Origin of the sequence: Streptomyces sp. NPDC088354 (assembly GCF_044753585.1) — a bacterium.
Taxonomy (GTDB): Bacteria; Actinomycetota; Actinomycetes; order Streptomycetales; family Streptomycetaceae; genus Actinacidiphila.
Map to the genome: position 1 here is coordinate 1 of NZ_JBIVNJ010000012.1, position 17,524 is coordinate 17,524.

16 protein-coding genes and 1 pseudogene are annotated in these 17,524 nt (G+C 71.2%); 7 read left to right on the forward strand and 10 right to left on the reverse strand.

From position 1 onward, the window contains the following. From ACIP98_RS19305 to ACIP98_RS19315, 3 genes and pseudogenes are all read right to left on the reverse strand, one after another. A pseudogene (locus tag ACIP98_RS19305) lies at positions 1-151 on the reverse strand (sodium:solute symporter); the annotation flags it as partial. Then, positions 148-408 (reverse strand): DUF3311 domain-containing protein, encoded by a 261-nt coding sequence (locus tag ACIP98_RS19310; protein WP_401977009.1) that lies wholly within the window; start codon positions 406-408, stop codon positions 148-150. The pseudogene ACIP98_RS19305 and the gene ACIP98_RS19310, both read right to left, overlap by 4 nt. Positions 409-569: 161 nt before the next feature. Next, the gene (locus ACIP98_RS19315; protein ID WP_401977134.1) at positions 570-1,352 is read right to left on the reverse strand and encodes a GntR family transcriptional regulator; all 783 of its coding nucleotides are present in this window, start codon (positions 1,350-1,352) and stop codon (positions 570-572) included. Between the two features lie 225 nt (positions 1,353-1,577). Between ACIP98_RS19315 and ACIP98_RS19320 the strand changes: the two genes are divergently transcribed. The 6 genes from ACIP98_RS19320 to ACIP98_RS19345 all read left to right on the forward strand — a co-directional run bounded on the left by ACIP98_RS19320 (position 1,578) and on the right by ACIP98_RS19345 (position 9,462). Further along, positions 1,578-2,855: an extracellular solute-binding protein gene (locus tag ACIP98_RS19320; RefSeq protein ID WP_401977010.1), complete on the forward strand. Its 1,278-nt coding sequence runs from the start codon at positions 1,578-1,580 to the stop codon at positions 2,853-2,855. Positions 2,856-2,957: 102 nt separating this feature from the next. Continuing rightward, on the forward strand, positions 2,958-3,926 hold the full coding sequence (locus tag ACIP98_RS19325; protein WP_401977011.1) for a carbohydrate ABC transporter permease: 969 nt from the start codon (positions 2,958-2,960) through the stop codon (positions 3,924-3,926). Between the two features lie 5 nt (positions 3,927-3,931). Then, positions 3,932-4,819, forward strand: a complete 888-nt coding sequence (locus tag ACIP98_RS19330) for a carbohydrate ABC transporter permease (RefSeq protein WP_401977136.1) — start codon at positions 3,932-3,934, stop codon at positions 4,817-4,819. After that, positions 4,816-6,339 carry a glycoside hydrolase family 3 protein gene (locus ACIP98_RS19335; RefSeq protein ID WP_401977012.1) on the forward strand — a complete coding sequence of 508 codons (1,524 nt, stop codon included), beginning with the start codon at positions 4,816-4,818 and terminating at the stop codon, positions 6,337-6,339. Before ACIP98_RS19330 ends, ACIP98_RS19335 begins: the two co-directional genes overlap by 4 nt. A gap of 50 nt (positions 6,340-6,389) precedes the next feature. Next, on the forward strand, positions 6,390-7,460 hold the full coding sequence (locus tag ACIP98_RS19340) for an SIS domain-containing protein (RefSeq protein WP_319665701.1): 1,071 nt from the start codon (positions 6,390-6,392) through the stop codon (positions 7,458-7,460). Positions 7,461-8,013: 553 nt separating this feature from the next. Further along, complete coding sequence (locus ACIP98_RS19345) at positions 8,014-9,462, forward strand: histidine kinase N-terminal domain-containing protein (RefSeq protein ID WP_319665738.1); 1,449 nt, start codon at positions 8,014-8,016, stop codon at positions 9,460-9,462. 133 nt (positions 9,463-9,595) lie between these two features. Here ACIP98_RS19345 and ACIP98_RS19350 read toward each other — a convergent pair whose 3' ends face one another. After that, positions 9,596-9,853: a WhiB family transcriptional regulator gene (locus ACIP98_RS19350; RefSeq protein ID WP_018563321.1), complete on the reverse strand. Its 258-nt coding sequence runs from the start codon at positions 9,851-9,853 to the stop codon at positions 9,596-9,598. Positions 9,854-10,171: 318 nt separating this feature from the next. Next, entirely contained in the window at positions 10,172-11,140 is a 969-nt protein-coding gene (locus tag ACIP98_RS19355; protein ID WP_319665702.1) for a diacylglycerol kinase family protein, read from the reverse strand. 70 nt (positions 11,141-11,210) lie between these two features. On the opposite strand from ACIP98_RS19355, the gene ACIP98_RS19360 reads away from it, so the two are divergent. After that, on the forward strand, positions 11,211-11,630 hold the full coding sequence (locus ACIP98_RS19360; RefSeq protein ID WP_401977013.1) for a hypothetical protein: 420 nt from the start codon (positions 11,211-11,213) through the stop codon (positions 11,628-11,630). Between the two features lie 19 nt (positions 11,631-11,649). On the opposite strand, the gene ACIP98_RS19365 is transcribed toward ACIP98_RS19360, so the two are convergent. The 5 genes from ACIP98_RS19365 to ACIP98_RS19385 all read right to left on the reverse strand — a co-directional run bounded on the left by ACIP98_RS19365 (position 11,650) and on the right by ACIP98_RS19385 (position 17,458). Continuing rightward, positions 11,650-12,579, reverse strand: coding sequence for an RNA polymerase sigma factor SigF (locus ACIP98_RS19365; RefSeq protein WP_401977137.1), 930 nt, complete (start codon positions 12,577-12,579; stop codon positions 11,650-11,652). A gap of 43 nt (positions 12,580-12,622) precedes the next feature. Further along, positions 12,623-13,036 (reverse strand): anti-sigma regulatory factor, encoded by a 414-nt coding sequence (locus ACIP98_RS19370; RefSeq protein ID WP_319665704.1) that lies wholly within the window; start codon positions 13,034-13,036, stop codon positions 12,623-12,625. A gap of 206 nt (positions 13,037-13,242) precedes the next feature. Next, positions 13,243-13,752, reverse strand: a complete 510-nt coding sequence (locus ACIP98_RS19375; RefSeq protein WP_319665705.1) for a GNAT family N-acetyltransferase — start codon at positions 13,750-13,752, stop codon at positions 13,243-13,245. A gap of 10 nt (positions 13,753-13,762) precedes the next feature. Then, positions 13,763-14,653: a pyridoxal-phosphate dependent enzyme gene (locus ACIP98_RS19380; RefSeq protein WP_319665706.1), complete on the reverse strand. Its 891-nt coding sequence runs from the start codon at positions 14,651-14,653 to the stop codon at positions 13,763-13,765. A 51-nt stretch (positions 14,654-14,704) separates the two neighbouring features. Further along, complete coding sequence (locus ACIP98_RS19385; protein WP_401977014.1) at positions 14,705-17,458, reverse strand: SpoIIE family protein phosphatase; 2,754 nt, start codon at positions 17,456-17,458, stop codon at positions 14,705-14,707. Between the last annotated feature and the right edge of the window lie 66 nt (positions 17,459-17,524).

Below are 17,524 nucleotides of genomic sequence, written 5' to 3' on the forward strand. Positions count from 1 at the left end.
CGCCGAAGCTGCGGCCGCCGAGCCCCCACTCGTCCAGGTGCAGCGCGTTCTCGGCCCTGCGCCAGCGGGCGGCCAGGAAGCCGAGCACCGTGACGACCACGAAGAAGAAGATGAAGACGGCCAGTGCGACGCCGTTGATTCCGTCCTTCACTTCGACGCCTCCTTCCGTGCCCGCTCCTCGCGGCGGACCAGGACGTACGCGGTGTACGTCAGTCCGGAGGAGAGGAACACCCACGCCATCTGGTACCAGTAGAAGAACGGGATGCCGATGAACTCGGGGGTCAGCTTCGCGTACGAGCCGACCCAGAGCATCGCGACGAACGGGATGACGAGGCAGACGCCGGCGATCACACGGGTGGGGGTGACCACCGGCGGCCGGACCGGAGTTCCGGTTGGTTGCTCGGACATTGCTGCGGCTCCGTCCTGATCTCACTCCTGTGTAATGCGCACGAAATCTAGGTCAGGCACCGGCGCACGTCACTACCCGTTCGTATTGCGGTATGGAAACGATCTCGACGGGCTGGAACCAGACGGGAACCATCCGGGAACTTCCCGGCATCCTCCCGGGATTACGGCCGCCGCAGCCGCGCCACGAACTTGTAGCGGTCACCGCGGTAGACCGAGCGCACCCACTCCACCGGCTGCCCGTCGGTGTCGAGGGAGTGCCGGGACAGCAGCAGCATCGGCAGGCCCACGTCGGTGCCGAGCAGCCCGGCCTCGCGCGGTGTGGCCAGCGAGGTCTCGATGGTCTCCTCCGCCTCGGCCGGACTTACGTCGTAGACCTCGGCGAGCGCGGTGTACAGGGAGGAGTACTTGGCCAGGCTGCGGCGCAGCGCGGGGAAGCGCTTGGCCGACAGGTGGGTGGTCTCGATCGCCATCGGCTCGCCGTTGGCCAGCCGCAGCCGTTCGATGCGCAGGACGCGCCCGCCGGCCTTCATGTCGAGCAGTTCGGCCAGCCGGTCGTCGGCGGTGATGTAGCCGATGTCCAGCAGCTGCGAGGTGGGCTCCAGGCCCTGGGCGCGCATGTCCTCGGTGTACGAGGTGAGTTGCAGCGCCTGGGAGACCTTCGGCTTGGCGACGAAGGTGCCCTTGCCCTGGATGCGCTCCAGCCGTCCCTCGACGACCAGTTCCTGCAGGGCCTGGCGCACGGTGGTGCGGGAGGTGTCGAACTCCGCCGCCAGGGTGCGCTCCGGGGGTACCGGCGAGCCGGGCGGCATCGTCTGCGTCAGTTCCAGCAGATGGCGCTTGAGCCCGTAGTACTTGGGCACCCGGGCGGTTCGTCCGGCCGCGGTCGCCGGCGCGGGCTCCGCGGACTCCGTCACCGCGTTACCGGCCTCGCCGTCGCTGTCCATCGCCCCTGCTCCCGTGTGCTGTCGTGCTGCCGTCACCGGCTCCTCCGTCATTCGCGGCTCACATCGTGGCACGGCCAGGGCCCAAATCGCGTTACGGGCCCAGATGTCGGTCCGGTAACGGACGCGACCGGTGCTCTTATACACCCTTGACACCCCCAAAGGTCTAGGCCAAGCTTCGGGCACTGGTCTACACCACTTGGTACTCACTGCCCTGGGGAGGGTGTTGTGAAGCGCAAGCTGATCGCGGCGATCGGTGTCGCAGTCATGGTCGCCGGCGTTGCGGCCTGCGGTTCGGACGACAAGGGCTCCGACAAGGCCGCCGCGCCCAAGGAGATCACCGTCTGGCTGACGGTCGACGCACAGAAGAACTGGCCCGAGCTGGTGAAGCAGGCGGACGACGCCTTCACGGCCGCGCACAAGGGCGTGAAGATCCACCACGAGTACTACGAGTGGACCGCCAAGAACCAGAAGCTCGACGCCGTGCTCGCCACCAAGAAGGTGCCGGACGTGGTCGAGATGGGCAACACCGAGACGCTCGGCTACCTGGTCAAGGGCGCGTTCGCCCCGATCGACAAGAGCAAGTTCGAGAACTCCGGTGACTGGCTGGACGCCCTGGAGGGCTCGGTCACGTACAACGGCAAGACCTACGGCGTGCCTTACTACGCCGGCGCCCGCGTCGGCACCTGGCGCAAGGACGTCGCCAAGGCGGCCGGTGTCACCAAGGCCCCGACCACCTGGGCCGAGCTGACCGACGCGCTCGACAAGATCCAGAAGAAGAACGGCGACAAGTTCTCCGCCTGGTACCAGCCCAGCCGTGACTGGTACACCGCGCTGGCCTTCGTCAAGGACGCCGGCGGCGACGTCGCCAAGGAGGACGGCGGCAAGTGGACCGCCTCGCTGTCCGACTCCAAGTCCATCGAGGGCCTGAAGACCTGGAAGGGCGTCCTCGACAAGTACTTCCACGGCGACAAGAACAAGGACGAGTCCGACCGTTACATCGTCTACGGCCAGGGCAAGTCCGCGCTCATCTACGGCGCCAGCTGGGAGGGCGGCGCGGCCGCCGACCCGAAGACCGACAAGACCGGCAAGCTCAAGGACAACCTGGAGACCTTCGCGCTGCCCGGCCCGAACGGCGACCTGCTGCCGAACTTCATCGGCGGCTCCGACCTGGTCATCCCCGCCAAGTCCGGCGCGCAGGACCTCGCCGCCGACTGGATCAACGACTTCACCGACACGGCCGCCCAGAAGGTCCTGATCTCCAAGGGCAACCTGCCCAACGCCAAGTCCCTGCTCGCGCCGCTGAAGGACGACCCGGCCACGGCCGCTTCGGCCCGCGCCAACGAGAACACCTGGTTCGTCCCGACCGCGCCGGGCTGGCTGCAGGTGGAGAAGAAGCAGATCCTGCAGAACATGCTCAACGACATCGCCGTCGGCAAGGCGTCCATCGAGGACGCGACGAAGTCCGCCGACGACCAGATCAACGCGGTGATCAACGCCGGCTGACCGGTGGCCGGGGCAGCACAGTGATCGACGCCGGCCGGCCGCCCACGGGCGGCCGGCCCCGGTGCGCGAACGCCAGGGACTGGAGTAGCCGAGGAGCACATGATGAGTGCCGTTGACACACCGCTCGACAAGGTGCCGCTCGCGCGGCCGCCGGCGGGACCGGGCCGCAAGCCGCGCCGGCTGGGCGGGGCCGCGCTTCCCTGGGCCCTGCTCGCACCGACCATCGGCGTCCTGGTGCTGGTCCTCGGGTACCCGCTGGTCCGGCTGGTCACCCTGTCCTTCAAGCAGTACGGGCAGGCCGAGCTCTGGCAGGGACTGCCCGGCGACTGGCAGGGATTCGCCAACTACACCCACGTGCTCGGCGATTCGGAATTCTGGGCCGTCGTCCTGCGCACCCTGCTCTTCACCGTCGCGGCGGTGCTGCTCACCCTCGTCCTCGGGATGGCGGTGGCGCTGCTGCTGCAGCGGGTCTCGCCCTGGATGAAGACGCTGATCAACATCGCGCTGGTGGCGAGCTGGGCGATGCCCATCGTCGTCGCCATCACCGTCTTCAAGTGGATGTTCGACAGCGACTACGGCGTCCTCAACTGGCTGCTGAGCCGGCTGCCCGGGGTCGACTTCAGCGGTCACAACTGGTTCACCGACACCCGTCAGGGCTTCCTCGTCATCACCCTGATGGTGGTCTGGGGCGCCATCCCCTTCGTCGCCATCACCCTGCACGCCGGCCTCACCCAGGTGCCCAAGGAGCTGGAGGAGGCCGCCCGCATGGACGGCGCCGGCCCGGTCAAGGTCTTCCGGCACGTCACCCTTCCGGTGCTCAAGCCGCTGATCGTCATGCTGACCACGCTGTCGGTCATCTGGGACATGGGCGTCTTCCCGCAGGTCTTCCTCATGCGCGACGGCCACCCCGAGCCCGACTACCAGGTGCTCACCACCTACTCGTACGACCAGGCCTTCGTCTCCAACGACTACGACGCGGGCGCGGCCATCGCCGTCATCACCGTGCTGCTGCTCCTCGGCGTGATGGCCGTCTACATGCGCCAGATGCTGAAGATCGGAGAGGTGGAGTGACGACCGTGCTCGACACCGCCCCCGCCCCGGCGGCCCCGCCCGCCTCCCCGGCCCGCCGCGTCGGCCGGCGCCCGCGCCGCAAGGGACGCACCGTCTACAACCTGCTCGGCCTGCTGGTCGTGGTGGTCACCGGCTTCCCGGTCTACTGGATGCTGAACACGGCGTTCAAGCCGGCCAAGGACGCCATCGACCCGAACCCCAAGTTCTTCCCGACCAGCCTGTCCTTCCAGAACTTCTCCGACGCCCTCGACATCGGCGACTTCTGGGGCTCGGTCGGACGCAGCCTCATCGTCTCCGGCTCGACGGTGGGCCTCGGCCTGATCATCGGGCTGCTGGCGGCGCTGGCCATCTCGCGGTTCGTCTTCCGCGGCCGCAAGGCGGTCATCGTCGCGATCCTCGCCGTCCAGATGGTGCCGCTGGTCGCGATGATCATCCCGGTCTTCCTGCTGCTCAACCAGATCGACCAGATCGACAGGCTCTCCGGTCTGGTCATCACGTACCTGACCTTCATCCTGCCCTTCACGGTCTGGACGCTGCGCGGCTTCATCGTCAACATCCCCAAGGAACTGGAGGAGTCGGCGATGGTCGACGGCTGCACGCGCATGGGCGCGTTCCTCCGGATCGTGCTGCCGCTGCTCGCCCCCGGCCTCGTGGCCACCTCGATCTACGCGCTCATCCAGGCCTGGAACGAGTACCTCTACGCGATGCTCATCATGAGCCAGGAGCACCAGACGGCCACCGTCTGGCTGGGCAACTTCGTCACCTCGCGCGGCACGGACTACGCGCCGATGATGGCGGGTTCGACGATGATGGGCGTTCCTGTGGTGATCTTCTTCCTGATCGTGCAGCGCAAGGTCGCCGCCGGCCTGACCGCCGGGGCGGTGAAGGGATGACCGAGACCTTGAGTCAGATCCCCGACGGCACCGCGGACGCCGAGGACCTCGCGCGGGACGCCCTGGCCGTCCTGCAGCCGGGCTTCCACGGCACCACCGCCCCCGAGTGGCTGCTGCGCCGGCTCGCCGAGGGCCTGGGCTCCGTGGCGCTGTTCGCCCGCAACATCGAGTCGCCCGGGCAACTCGCCGCGCTCACCGCGCAGCTGCGCGCCGTGCGGCCCGAGGTGCTGATCGCCGCCGACGAGGAGGGCGGCGACGTGACCCGGCTGGAGGCACGCACCGGCTCCTCCTTCCCCGGCAACCTCGCACTCGGCGCGGTCGACGACACCGCCCTGACCCGCGACGTCGCCGCCGAGCTGGGCCGCCGGCTGGCCGCCTGCGGGGTCAACCTCAACTGGGCGCCCTCCGCCGACGTCAACTCCGACCCGAACAACCCGGTCATCGGGGTGCGGTCCTTCGGCTCCGAGCCGCTGCTCGTCGCGCGGCACACCGCCGCCTACGTCGAGGGGCTGCAGTCCGCGGGCGTGGCCGCCTGCACCAAGCACTTCCCCGGGCACGGCGACACCTCCGTCGACTCCCACCACGCCCTGCCCAAGGTGGACGTGGACCCGGACACCCTGCACTCCCGCGAACTGGTCCCGTTCCGCGCCGCCCTGGCCGCCGGGACCAAGGCCGTGATGAGTGCGCACATCCTCGTCCCGGCCCTCGACCCGGACCGCCCGGGCACGCTCAGCCCCGCCGTCCTGACCGGGCTGCTGCGTGACGGGCTCGGATACGACGGCCTCATCGTCACCGACGGCATCGAGATGCGCGCCATCGCCGACACCTACGGCGTCGAGCGCGGCACGGTGATGGCGATCGCCGCCGGCGCCGACGCCATCTGCGTCGGCGGCGGCCTCGCCGACGAGGAGACCGTGGTCGCGCTGCGGGACGCCATCGTCGACGCGGTGCGCGCCGGCGAACTTCCCCGCGGGCGGCTCGCCGACGCGGCCGCCCGGGTGCGGGCACTGGCCGCCTGGACCAGGGGCGCGGCCGGCTCCGCCGCCGGCCCCGCGCCGGACCCCGAAATCGGCTTCACGGCGGCTCGGCGCGCGCTGCGCGTGACCCGGACCGAGGAGTACCTGCCGATCGCCGAGGCGCCCTACGTCGCCGCGTTCACCCCGGTCGCCAACATCGCGGTCGGCGCCGAGACGCCGTGGGGGGTGGCCGCCGAACTGGACCGGCTCCTGCCCGGGACGGTGACCGGCACCTTCCGCCAGGGCGATGCTTTGACCGCAAATGTGCTCCGGTCCGCGGCGAACCGTAGGATCGTCGCAGTGGTCCGTGACGTGCACCGTCACCCGTGGATGGCCGAGGCGCTGGGTGCCCTGCTCGCCGCCCGGCCGGACACGGCGGTGGTGGAGATGGGCGTCCCCCAGGCTCCGCCCTCCGGCGCGCTGCACATTGCGACCCACGGCGCGGCCCGCGTGTGCGGGCGAGCGGCCGCGGAGGTCATCGTCGGCAAGGACGCCGACGCCTGACCGCCCCGGAGGCGCCACCCGTTCCAGAGACCGACCTGGAGGCTTCCAGAATGTCCGCCCCGACTCCGACCCAGCAGCCCCCGATGCCGGGCCGGATCATGTCCGGCGAGATGGCCGAGCAGCCCGCCGTGCTGCGCCGCATCCTCGAGGAGGGCGCGCCGCGCATCCGCGAGATCGCCGAGCAGATCGCCGCGCGCGGGCCGCGCTTCGTCCTGCTCACCGCGCGCGGCACCTCCGACAACGCGGCGCTGTACGCGAAGTACTTGATCGAGGTGCTGCTCGGCAAGCCGGCGGGCCTGACCTCCATGTCCACCACGACCGCCTACGGCGCCCGCCCGGACCTCACCGACTGCCTGGTCATCACCGTCAGCCAGTCCGGCGGCTCTCCGGACCTGGTGGCCTCCACCCGCGCCGCCCGGGAGGCCGGCGCGATCACCCTGGCGGTCACCAACAACGCCGACTCGCCGCTGGCCGAGGTCTCCGAGTTCCACATCGACGTGCTCGCGGGACCGGAGAAGGCGCTCCCGGCGACCAAGACGTACACGGCCGAGCTCCTCGCCCTCTACCTCTTCGTCGAGGGCCTGCGCGGCGGCGACGGCAACGCCGCCAAGATCCTCCCCGAGCTGGCCGAGCAGATCCTCGCCCGCCGGGACGAGGTCAAGGCGCTCGCCGGCCGCTACCGCTTCGCCGAGCGCCTGGTGCTCACCTCGCGGGGCTACGGCTACCCGACCGCGAAGGAGGCCGCGCTGAAGCTGATGGAGACCAGCTACATCCCGGCCCTGTCCTTCTCCGGCGCCGACCTCCTGCACGGTCCGCTGGCCATGGTCGACAACGTCTCGCCGGTGATCGCCATCGTCACCGAGGGCAAGGGCGGCCAGGCACTGCAGCCGGTCCTCGACCGGCTCCGCGGCCGGGGCGCCGACCTCGTCGTGATCGGCAACCAGGCGTCCGTGGAGGCCGCCTCCGCCGGCTTCGTGCTGCCGACCGCGGAGGTGGCCGAGGAGGTCCAGCCGATCCTGGAGATCCTGCCGCTGCAGATGCTGGCCTACGAGGTCACGATCGCCCGCGGCCAGGACCCGGACGCGCCGCGCGCCCTGGCGAAGGTGACCGAGACGCACTGACGCCGCCCCGTCCCGCGCCCCGGCCTGTGGGCGCGGAGGGTGGGGAATCCTCCCGCCCGCCGCGTCCACGGGCTTTTCACGTGCCGGGCCGGCGCCGAACGTCAAAGCTGTGAAGCCGCGCCGTCTGACATACCCGGGGCGACCGGGGCGACCGTGGAGGCGGCGCGCGGACAACGGGAAGCCGGGGGAGGCGAAGGCGCGAAGGGCGCCGGAAACCACTTCGGGCCGCGGCGCCGGAACGGGACCCTCAACCCGTCCAGCACCGCAGCCCGGAGCTGCTGTCGGCGCCGTGGCACGCGGGCTGTGCGGTCCCGCGGCCCGCTAGGGCCGACTCGTGAGGCCTGGCGCAGTCAGGGCAGAGAGCGCCCCGGCCTCGCTCCACCCTTCTGTGCGGGAAGGGCGGAAGTTCAGTTGTTCACGTCAATTCTGGACTAGACCATTATCCGTTGTCCATAAGCTGACGCAGTCAGATCATAGGGGCTCGAAGGCCTTTGTGGGGGACTGGATGTCAGCGCTTGCCATGAGCGCAGGTACGCTCATTTGCGTGCCCTCCATGAACGATCTCGTACGCCAGCACACCGACCTCGACGATTCCGATCTCGAGTGGCTCCATCTGCTGGTGTCGGAGTGGCAATTGCTCTCGGATCTCTCCTTCGCCGATCTCGTTCTGTGGGTCCCCACCAGCGACGGCACGCGCTATGTCTCCGTCGCGCAGATGCGTCCCAACACCGGCCCCACCTCCTACCAGGACGACATGGTCGGCCATCTCGTCCCGCGCGGCCGCCGCCCGATGCTGGACGCGGCGCTCGACGAGGGCCGGATCGTGCGGGAGGGCGACCCCGAGTGGCGCGAGGAGGTGCCGGTACGGGTCGAGTCGATCCCCGTGCGCCGGGCCGGGCGGGTCCTCGGGGTGATCGCGCGCAACACCAATCTGCTCACCGTGCGCACCCCGAGCCGGCTGGAGCTCACCTATCTGCAGAGCGCGTCCGACCTGGCACAGATGATCGCGGCGGGCACTTTCCCGTTCCCGTCCGAGCAGGTCGACATGGACGCGTCGCCGCGCGTCGGCGACGGACTGATCCGCCTCGACGCCGAGGGCATCGTCCAGTACGCCAGTCCCAACGCGCTCTCCGCCTACCACCGCCTCGGCCAGGCCGCCGACCTCGTCGGCCACCACCTGGGGGCCGCCACCGCCGAGCTGGCCCCCTCGCGCGGCAAGAGCCACGAGGCGCTGGTGACCGTCGCCAGCGGGAAGGCGCCGCGCGAGACGGAGATCGAGGGCAACGGCGGGGTCATCCAGCTGCGCGCCATCCCGCTGAGCCCCAAGGGCGTCCGCAGCGGCTCGCTGGTGCTGCTGCGCGACGTCACCGAACTGCGCCGCCGCGAGCGGGAGCTGATCACCAAGGACGCCACGATCCGGGAGATCCACCACCGGGTGAAGAACAACCTCCAGACGGTCGCCGCCCTGCTGCGGCTGCAGGCCCGCCGGATGGACTCCGACCAGGGGCGTGAGGCGCTGGAGGAGGCGGTGCGGCGGGTCGGCTCGATCGCGATCGTGCACGAGACCCTGTCGCAGAACCTGGACGAGCGCGTCGAGTTCGACGAGATCGCCGACCGCGTGCTGGCCATGGTCGCCGAGATCTCACCCGGTCGGGTCACCACCCGGCGCGCCGGCCGCTTCGGCATCCTCAGCGCAGACGTCGCCACCCCGCTGGCGATGGTCCTCACCGAGCTGCTGCAGAACGCCCTGGAGCACGGATTCGGTCCCACCGAGCAGGGCTCGGTCGAGGTCTCGGCGGAGCGGCGCCAGGGGAAGCTGGCGATCGCGGTGCGCGACGACGGCCGCGGGCTGCCCGAGGGCTTCGATCCGCAGCGGGCGGGCAACCTCGGTCTGCAGATCGTACGGACCCTGGTGGTGGGGGAGTTGGGCGGCACCTTCGACATGGTCCCGGCCGAGGAGCGCGGCACGAAGGTGGTGCTGGAACTCTCCCTGGAGAGCTGAACGCCCGTCGCGCGACCGGCCGCAAGGAACGCGAAAGCCCCGGCTGCTCGGGCGAGCTGCCGGGGCTTTTTGCGTCGCGATGCTGCGCGGTTCGGAGGTGCTGCGCGCTGCGGCTCGGGGGTAAGCGAGTGCGTCAGGCGCTGGCGTTGCGGGCGCGGTTGCGGGCGGCGCGGCGCTTCATTGCGCGACGCTCGTCCTCGCTGAGGCCACCCCACACGCCGGCGTCCTGGCCGGTCTCGAGCGCCCACTGCAGGCACTGCTCCATGACGGGGCAGCGGCGGCAGACGGCCTTGGCTTCCTCGATCTGCAGCAGCGCAGGACCGGTGTTGCCGATAGGGAAGAAGAGCTCAGGGTCTTCTTCGCGGCAAACGGCGTTGTGACGCCAGTCCATGGCTGCTCCATCTCCTTGTATTGCTTGCACGTTGCTTGTGAATGTGAACGCTTTCACGAATCCCCAGACACGACACGGGACATCGCCCAGTCTCCTGGGTGCGGTCCCGCGGGGGTGTGGTGAGGATTCCGGCTACTGAGGACGCCCGAAGAGCGGCTGTCCCGATCGCCAAGAAGAGACTCGCAAACCTGGGCTGCGGATACAACCCCTTCCGGAAACTTTTTTTTGATTCCTCGGTGTCGGCTCGGTCACAGCCGTACTTCCATGGGGTGCAGGGCAGCCTAAACGTTCGAGTGGAAGGACTTTATGTCCTTCTGCTTACACAATCACACGCAGTGCACGGCGTACGCCTGAGAAGGTTGCGCTGATTCGCAGTCCCAGGTGGTCTCCGTCCACCTGGAACGGCAGTGGCGCCTGCGAATGCAAGGTGAAGTCCGTCAGGTCGTGCAGCGAGGTCGCGTGCTTGCCGTGCGGCCCCCGTTCGGGGGTCGACCGCAGCAGCTGGGTGGCGATGCGGGTCACCGCGGTGGTCGACAGACGGGACAGCCCGAGCACGTCCAGGGCGGTGTCGAAGGATGCCCGCGGTGACGCGTAGACCGGGCGATTGCCCAGGTAGGTCCAGGGGGCGGTGTTGCAGACTATGGCGATCGCCAGGCCGGTGACCGGGTCCTCGCCCGGCTGCTCCAGCGTGATCGACCCGCCGCGGCGGGAGGGCTCGGCGAGGAACTGCCGGAGCATCTGCCGTATGTAGAGCGCGTGTGTCGAACGCTTGCCGAGCTCCCGCTGCTGTTCGACCCGGCCGACGACGCCCGCGTCGAAACCGAGGCCGGCGCAGAAGGTGAACCAGCGCGCCGGCACGCCCTCGTCCGCCGTGCCCGGCGTGCCGCTCACCCGGCCCAGGCCGACCGTCCGCGAGCTGCCCTCGCGCAGCGCGTCCAGCAGGGCGCCGGTCGCCTCCACGGGGTCGTTGGGCAGGCCGAGGGCGCGCGCGAAGACATTGGTGGAGCCTCCGGGCACCACGGCGAGCTTCGGCAGCCCCTCCGGGTCGGGGCCGTTGTGCAGCAGCCCGTTGACGACCTCGTTGACGGTGCCGTCGCCGCCCAGGGCCACGACGAGCTCGATCTCGCCGCCCTCGGCGGCCTGCCGTGCGAGGTCGCGCGCATGGCCCCGGTACTCGGTGGCGGCCACCTCCAGCTTCAGGTCGCTGGCCAGCGCGTGCGCGAGCACGTCGCGGGTACGGGCGCTGGTGGTGGTGGCGGCGGGATTGACCACGAGGAGAGCGCGCATGACCGCCAGGGTACCTACCGGGCGGTACCGCCCCGTACTCCCGGTGGAGCCGGGCGGCTACCCTGCTGGGGTGAGTGGCAAGGAGAACCCGGTGCGCCCGGGCCGTAAGCGCCGCCTCGCGGCGGCCGCCGCGGTCGCGGCACTGGAAGGCGCCGCGCTGGCGGCGTGGGGCATCACGATGGTCGTCCTCGGCCTCGTCGGCAACCCCGACAGCCCGCGCCAGGCCGAGGCCGGCGGCCTGACGGTGCTGGCCCTGGCGGCCATGCCCCTGGCGGCGGCCTACGGACTGTGGCACGCCCGCCGCTGGAGCCGCGGACCCGCCCTCATCATCCAGCTCGTCGCGCTGCCGGTCGCCTGGACGATGGCGCAGAACGGCGGCGTGATGATCGCCGCGGGCGCCGCACTGGGCGCCGCGGCGATCGCCGAGCTGGTGCTCCTCGTGCACCCCGCCGCCACCGAGGCCCTCGGCATCGCCGCCACCGAGGGCTAGCCCCGCGGCCCGGCGGCCGTCACTCCTCGACGAGCAGCTTGTCGCGCAGCTGCGCCAGGGTGCGGGCGAGCAGCCGGGAGACGTGCATCTGGGAGATGCCGACCTCCTGGGCGATCTGCGACTGCGTCATGTTCCCGAAGAAGCGCAGCAGCAGGATCTTCTTCTCGCGCGGCGGCAACTGCTCCAGCAGCGGCTTGAGGGACTCCCGGTACTCCACGCCCTCCAGGGCGTCGTCCTCGGCGCCCAGGGTGTCGGCGACGGCCGGCGACTCGTCGTCGGTGTCGGGGACGTCGAGCGAGAGGGTGCTGTAGGCGTTCGCGGATTCGAGGCCCTCCAGGACCTCCTCCTCCGTGATCTTCAGGTGCTCGGCCAGCTCGTGGACGGTCGGGGCCCGCCCGTGCCGCTGGGAGAGCTCGCCGGTGGCGGTGGTCAGCGCCAGGCGCAGCTCCTGGAGCCGCCGCGGGACGCGCACGGCCCAGCCCTTGTCCCGGAAGTGCCGCTTGATCTCGCCGACGACGGTGGGGGTGGCGTACGTGGAGAACTCCACCCCGCGGTCGACGTCGAAGCGGTCGACGGACTTGATCAGGCCGATGGTGGCGACCTGGGTGAGGTCGTCCAGCGGCTCGCCGCGGTTGCGGAACCGCCGGGCCAGGTGCTCCACCAGCGGCAGGTGCATGCGCACCAGCCGGTTGCGCAGCTCGGCGCGCTCCGGCGAACCCGGCGGAAGCTTGCCCAGCTCCACGAAGAGCGCACGCGCCCCGGCCCGGTCGTGCGGGTCGTGGTGCTCGTGCTGCGCCTGCTGCTCCTGCTCCATGCGACCCGCCTGATCCGCCTGATCCGTCTGCTCGGGCGCGTCCTTGTCGTCGGGACGGTCCGCCGGTCCACTGCCGGGGTGGGGCCGTGCCTCGTCCTGTCGCGCCGCAGGGGCGGGTACGGGGCGGCCCCTCACCCCGGGCGTACTGCCTTCCAGATCGTTCACGGCGATTCCCCCGTTACAGCTGTCCCGGTCCGGCACCGCGCTTCTTGTGCAGGGCGATGCTCACGGTCTTGTCCTCGGCCACGCTGGAGTCCACCTCGCCCGCCAGGGCGGAGAGCACCGTCCAGGCGAAGGTGTCGCGCTCCGGGGCGCGGCCGTCGGTCGTGGGAGCCGACACGGTCACCCACAGTGCGTCCCCGACCAGGCGGAAGACGCAGCTCAGCACGGACCCCGGGACGGCCTGCTGGAGCAGGATCGCGCACGCCTCGTCAACGGCGATGCGCAGGTCTTCGATCTCGTCGAGGGTGAAGTCCAAGCGGGCCGCGAGACCGGCGGTCGCCGTACGCAGCACCGAAAGATAGGCCCCCGCCGCGGGCAGCCGGACCTCGACGAAGTCCTTCGACCCGGGCTCGCCTGCGATCTCGGACACCCTCACCTCCAAGGTGGCACTCGCACTGCCCTCATCGGCACTGCACTGATCTGGTTCGGTTCGCCAGCGACGCTATCGCGATCCGTGCCCCGGTGTCGCCCGGACGGAGCACGGCCGCCGCCATGAATGAGCCCCGGCCCGGCACCCCATGACTGTCACCCATAGTAGGCGCATGCGCACGCACCGTGGGTAGGGGGCGAGGGGTCTCAATTCGAAAGAGAAGTCGCTTTGTTGACACGTGCCTGCTCCGCGAGGGTGCGCAGCGGTTCGCCGGTCAGCCGCTGCACCGTCCATCCGTCCTGCGGACGGGCGCCCATCGCACGGTAGAACGCGATCGACGGCTCGTTCCAGTCCAGTACGGACCACTCGAAGCGCTCGTAGCCCCGCTCGACGCAGACGGCGGCCAGTTCGGCGAGGAGTGCCTTGCCGTGGCCGCCCCCGCGTGCGGAGGGGCGTACGAACAAGTCCTCAAGGTACACGCCGTGGGTGCCGGTCCAGGTGGAGAAGTTCAGGAACCACACGGCGAAGCCCACCACGGCGCCGGTGTCGTCGTCCTCGGCGATGAACGCGAAGACCGCCGCCCCGGGTCCGAAGAGCGCCTCGTGGAGCTGCGCCGGGGTCGCCCGCGCGCTGTCCGGCTCCCGCTCGTACTCCGCGAGTTCGCGGATCATCGCGTGGATCTCCGGGATGTCTTCGGGCGCCGCGGATCGGATCATGCGGCCAAGGCTAACCGCTCGGCCGGCCCGTCACGACGGCCGCGACGACCGTCCCCTCGGTGAAGGCGCCCTCGCCGGCCAGCGTGAACAGCCCGTGCAGCATCTTGGCGACGTACACGGGGTCGGGCACGAAGCCGTGGCGCGCGCCGAAGTCCTCCGCGAAGGCGTCGAGGGCGGGGGTGCGGCGCGCGTAGCCGCCGTGGTGGAACCGCTCCTCCAGGTGCCAGTCGCCGCGCGGCCCGCCGAAGGCCGCCTCCTGGAGGCGGGCTATGTCCTCCCGCAGGAATCCGCCCCCCTTGAGGACGGGGAAGCCGATCGCCCGCTGCCCGGGGCCCAGCCCCGCCGCGAGCCCCGCCAGGGTGCCGCCCGTGCCGCAGGCGACCCCGACCACGTCCGCCGCGCCGCGCAGTTCCTCGCCGAGTGCCACGCACCCTTGTGCGGCCAGGGCGTTGCTGCCGCCCTCGGGGACCACATAGGCGGGGCCGAACCGCTCCAGCAGTGCCGCGAGGACCTCGGGCTCGTCCTTGCGGCGGTAGGTCGCGCGGTCCAGGAAGTGCAGGCGCATCCCGTCGGCGGCGGCACGGGCGAGCGAGGGGTTCAGCGGGCGCCCGGCGAGCTCGTCGCCGCGCACCACGCCGACGGTCGCCAGTCCCAGCAGGCGGCCCGCCGCGGCGGTCGCGCGCAGGTGGTTGGAGTAGGCGCCGCCGAACGTCAGCAGCACCCGGTGTCCCGCGCCGGCCGCGGCGCGCAGGTTGAGGTGGAGCTTGCGCCACTTGTTGCCGGGCACCTCGGGGTGGATCAGGTCGTCCCGCTTGACCAGCATGCGCAGGCCGCGCCCCGTCAGCCGCTCGTCGCCGGTCAGCTCGACGAGGGGGGAGGGCAGCCGGACATCCGCGATCACCGCTTCATTGTCGCGGCACCCGAGGGGCGCGCGGGACCCGGGCGGGGGCTGTCAGGGGGCCGCCGCGTCGAGGGCGTCCGGCAGCCCCACGGCGGCCTCCCCGGCGTCCCACGCCGGCAGCGGCTGCTCGGCCCACAGGACCTTGCCGCCGGGGGTGTAGCGCGTGCCCCAGCGCTCGGCGATCTGGGCCACGAGGAACAGGCCGCGGCCGCCCTCGTCGGTCGTGGCCGCGTAGCGCAGGTGTGGCGAGGTGCTGCTGCCGTCGGAGACCTCGCAGGTCAGGGCCCGGTCGCGGAGCAGCCGCACGGAGATCGGCGGGGAGCCGTAGCGGATGGCGTTGGTGAGCAGTTCGCTGACGATCAGCTCCGCGCCGAAACTCAGCTCGAAAAGGCCCCACTCCTCCAGTCGCCCGGTCACCGCCGCCCGCACGCCCGCGACGGCCGCGGGGTCGATCGGCACGTCCCATTCACTGACGTGATCCGCGGGGGTCCGGCGGGTCCGGGCGATCAGCAGGGCCACGTCGTCCTTGGGCCGGCCGGGCAGCAGCGCGTCGAGCACGGCCTGGCAGCTCTCCTCCGGTGGCCGCTTCGGTCGGGCCGCCAGCGCCGCGCGCAGCATCTCCATGCCCACGTCCAGGTCGCGCGTGCGGTCCTCGATGAGGCCGTCGGTGTACAGCACGAGCTGGGTGCCCTCGGCGAGCTCCAGCTCCGCGGTCCTGAACGGCATGCCGCCCAGCCCCAGCGGCGGGCCCGCAGGAAGGTCGGGGAACTCCACGCTGCCGTCGGGCCGCACCAGGGCGGGCGGGTGGTGCCCGGCCCGGGCCATGGTGCAGCGCCCGGTGACCGGGTCGTAGATCGCGTACAGGCAGGTGGCCCCCATGACCCCGGCGCCGACCTCGGTGTCCGACTCGTCCTGGTCGATGCGGCCGACGAGGTCGTCCAGGTGGCACAGCAGTTCGTCCGGCGGCAGGTCGAGGGTGGAGAAGTTGTGCACCGCGGTGCGCAGCCGGCCCATGGTGGCGGCGGCGTGCAGTCCGTGGCCGACGACGTCGCCGACGACGAGCGCCACCCGGTTGCCCGGCAGCGGGATCACGTCGAACCAGTCGCCGCTCACGCCAGACTGCGCCGGCAGATAGCGGTGGGCGACGTCCAGGGCGCTCTGTTCCGGCAGGGCGCGCGGCAGCAGGCTGCGCTGCAGGGTGACGGCCAGAGCGTGCTCACGGGTGTAGCGGCGGGCGTTGTCGATGTTGATGGCGGCGCGGGCGACCAGCTCCTCGGCGAGCGAGAGGTCCTCCTCGTCGAAGGGTTCCGGTTTCTCCGAGCGCCAGAAGTTGACCACCCCCAGGACGACGCCGCGGGCCTTGAGCGGGGTCGCGACGAGGGAGTGGATGCCGTAGCGGACGACGTCGCGCGTCCGCTCGGGGTCCTGGGCGAGCCAGCCGGGGTCGTTGCCGAGGTCGGTCACCAGCTCCGAGCGTCCGGTCCCGAAGCCGCGCGCCTGGGGGGTGGAGGGCAGGAAGTCGATCAGCTTGCCCAGCGGGTACAGCGGGGCGTCGCCGTGGATGCCGGAGACGGCGGTGCGCCGCATGTCGACCGCCTTCCCGCCGGTGGGCTCCTCGCCGTGCAGGACGGGGTCGGCCAGGTCGACGGTCACGTAGTCGGCGAAGCGCGGGACCGCGACCTCGGCCAGCTCCTCGGCGGTCCGGACCACGTCGAGGGTGGTGCCGATGGCCAGGCCCGCGTCGTAGAGCAGTTTGAGGCGTTCGCGGGCGACCTCGGCGCGGCCGGCGAGGGCCTGGAGCTCGGTGGAGTCGCGCAGGGTCACCACCGAGCCCGTCAGGTCGCCGGTGGCGTTGGTGCGCCGCTGGTTCACGGCCAGCAGGCGGTCGCCGGCCGGGAGGAACTCGTCGGTCGCCTCGCGACCGGAGGTCAGCAGCTCGACCATGGCGGGCTCGAGGTCCGCCAGCTCGGTGACGTACCGCCCCTCGGCGTCGGCCGGCAGGTCGAGCAGGCGTTCGGCCTCGTCGTTGACGAGCAGCAGCCGGCCGTTGCCGGCGACGATGAGCACGCCCTCCCGGACGGAGTGCAGCACCGTGTCGTGGTGCTCGTACATGCGGCTCATCTCGACGGGGTCCAGGCGGTGGGTCTGCCGTCGCAGCCGTTTGGAGATGAGCGCCGTCCCGGCCATGGCCAGGGCGAGCGCGGCGGCGCCCGCGCCGAGGATGATCGGCAGTTGCCGGTTGACCACGACGGTCACGTTCGTGACCTTCATGCCGGCCGACACCAGGCCGACGATCCTTCCGTGCGGGTCGTCGACGGGGTCGTGGACCGGCACGACGGCCTGCACCTCGTGGCCGAGCGGGCCGTGGACGCTCTCGGTGTGGATCCGGCCGTGCAGCGACGGCTCGATGGTGCCGACGAACCGCTGGCCGATCCTCGCCGGTATGGGGTGCGTGTAGCGGATGCCGTGGGTGTCCATGACGACGATGAAGTCGACCCCCGCCTCCTTGCGGGCCAGCTCGGTGACCGGCTGCAGCACCTTGGAGGGGTCGGGGCCCTTCAGCGCCTCCGGCAGCCCCGGGGAACGCGCGAAGACGCGCGCGGCCGCGACGGAGCGGTTGACGGCCTCGCGCTCGCTGTCGTGCCGCGACTGCAGCACCAGCGCGAACATTCCGCAGACCACGAGCAGCACGACCACCGCCACCTGCAGGATGAACACCTGCCCGGCGACGCTACGGGGACTCTTCTCGCTCAGTGACCGCACCGGTACGCCCCGAATCGGCCGAAAAAGTCGACCATGTCGCATTTCTAGCACTGAGGGTGGGGCGCTGCCAGAGCCGGAGGGGCCGTCGGCGCGCCCCCCGGCACCGCG

Bases quoted from the DNA above. Each gene is read 5' to 3' on its own strand.
- ACIP98_RS19340 (WP_319665701.1), top strand. From the start codon at position 6,390: ATGTCCGCCCCGACTCCGACCCAGCAGCCCCCGATGCCGGGCCGGATC.
- ACIP98_RS19310 (WP_401977009.1), bottom strand. From the start codon at position 408: ATGTCCGAGCAACCAACCGGAACTCCGGTCCGGCCGCCGGTGGTCACC.
- ACIP98_RS19325 (WP_401977011.1), top strand. From the start codon at position 2,958: ATGAGTGCCGTTGACACACCGCTCGACAAGGTGCCGCTCGCGCGGCCG.
- ACIP98_RS19375 (WP_319665705.1), bottom strand. From the start codon at position 13,752: ATGATCCGATCCGCGGCGCCCGAAGACATCCCGGAGATCCACGCGATG.
- ACIP98_RS19350 (WP_018563321.1), bottom strand. From the start codon at position 9,853: ATGGACTGGCGTCACAACGCCGTTTGCCGCGAAGAAGACCCTGAGCTC.
- ACIP98_RS19385 (WP_401977014.1), bottom strand. From the start codon at position 17,458: ATGCGACATGGTCGACTTTTTCGGCCGATTCGGGGCGTACCGGTGCGG.
- ACIP98_RS19355 (WP_319665702.1), bottom strand. From the start codon at position 11,140: ATGCGCGCTCTCCTCGTGGTCAATCCCGCCGCCACCACCACCAGCGCC.
- ACIP98_RS19345 (WP_319665738.1), top strand. From the start codon at position 8,014: ATGAACGATCTCGTACGCCAGCACACCGACCTCGACGATTCCGATCTC.
- ACIP98_RS19315 (WP_401977134.1), bottom strand. From the start codon at position 1,352: ATGGACAGCGACGGCGAGGCCGGTAACGCGGTGACGGAGTCCGCGGAG.
- ACIP98_RS19335 (WP_401977012.1), top strand. From the start codon at position 4,816: ATGACCGAGACCTTGAGTCAGATCCCCGACGGCACCGCGGACGCCGAG.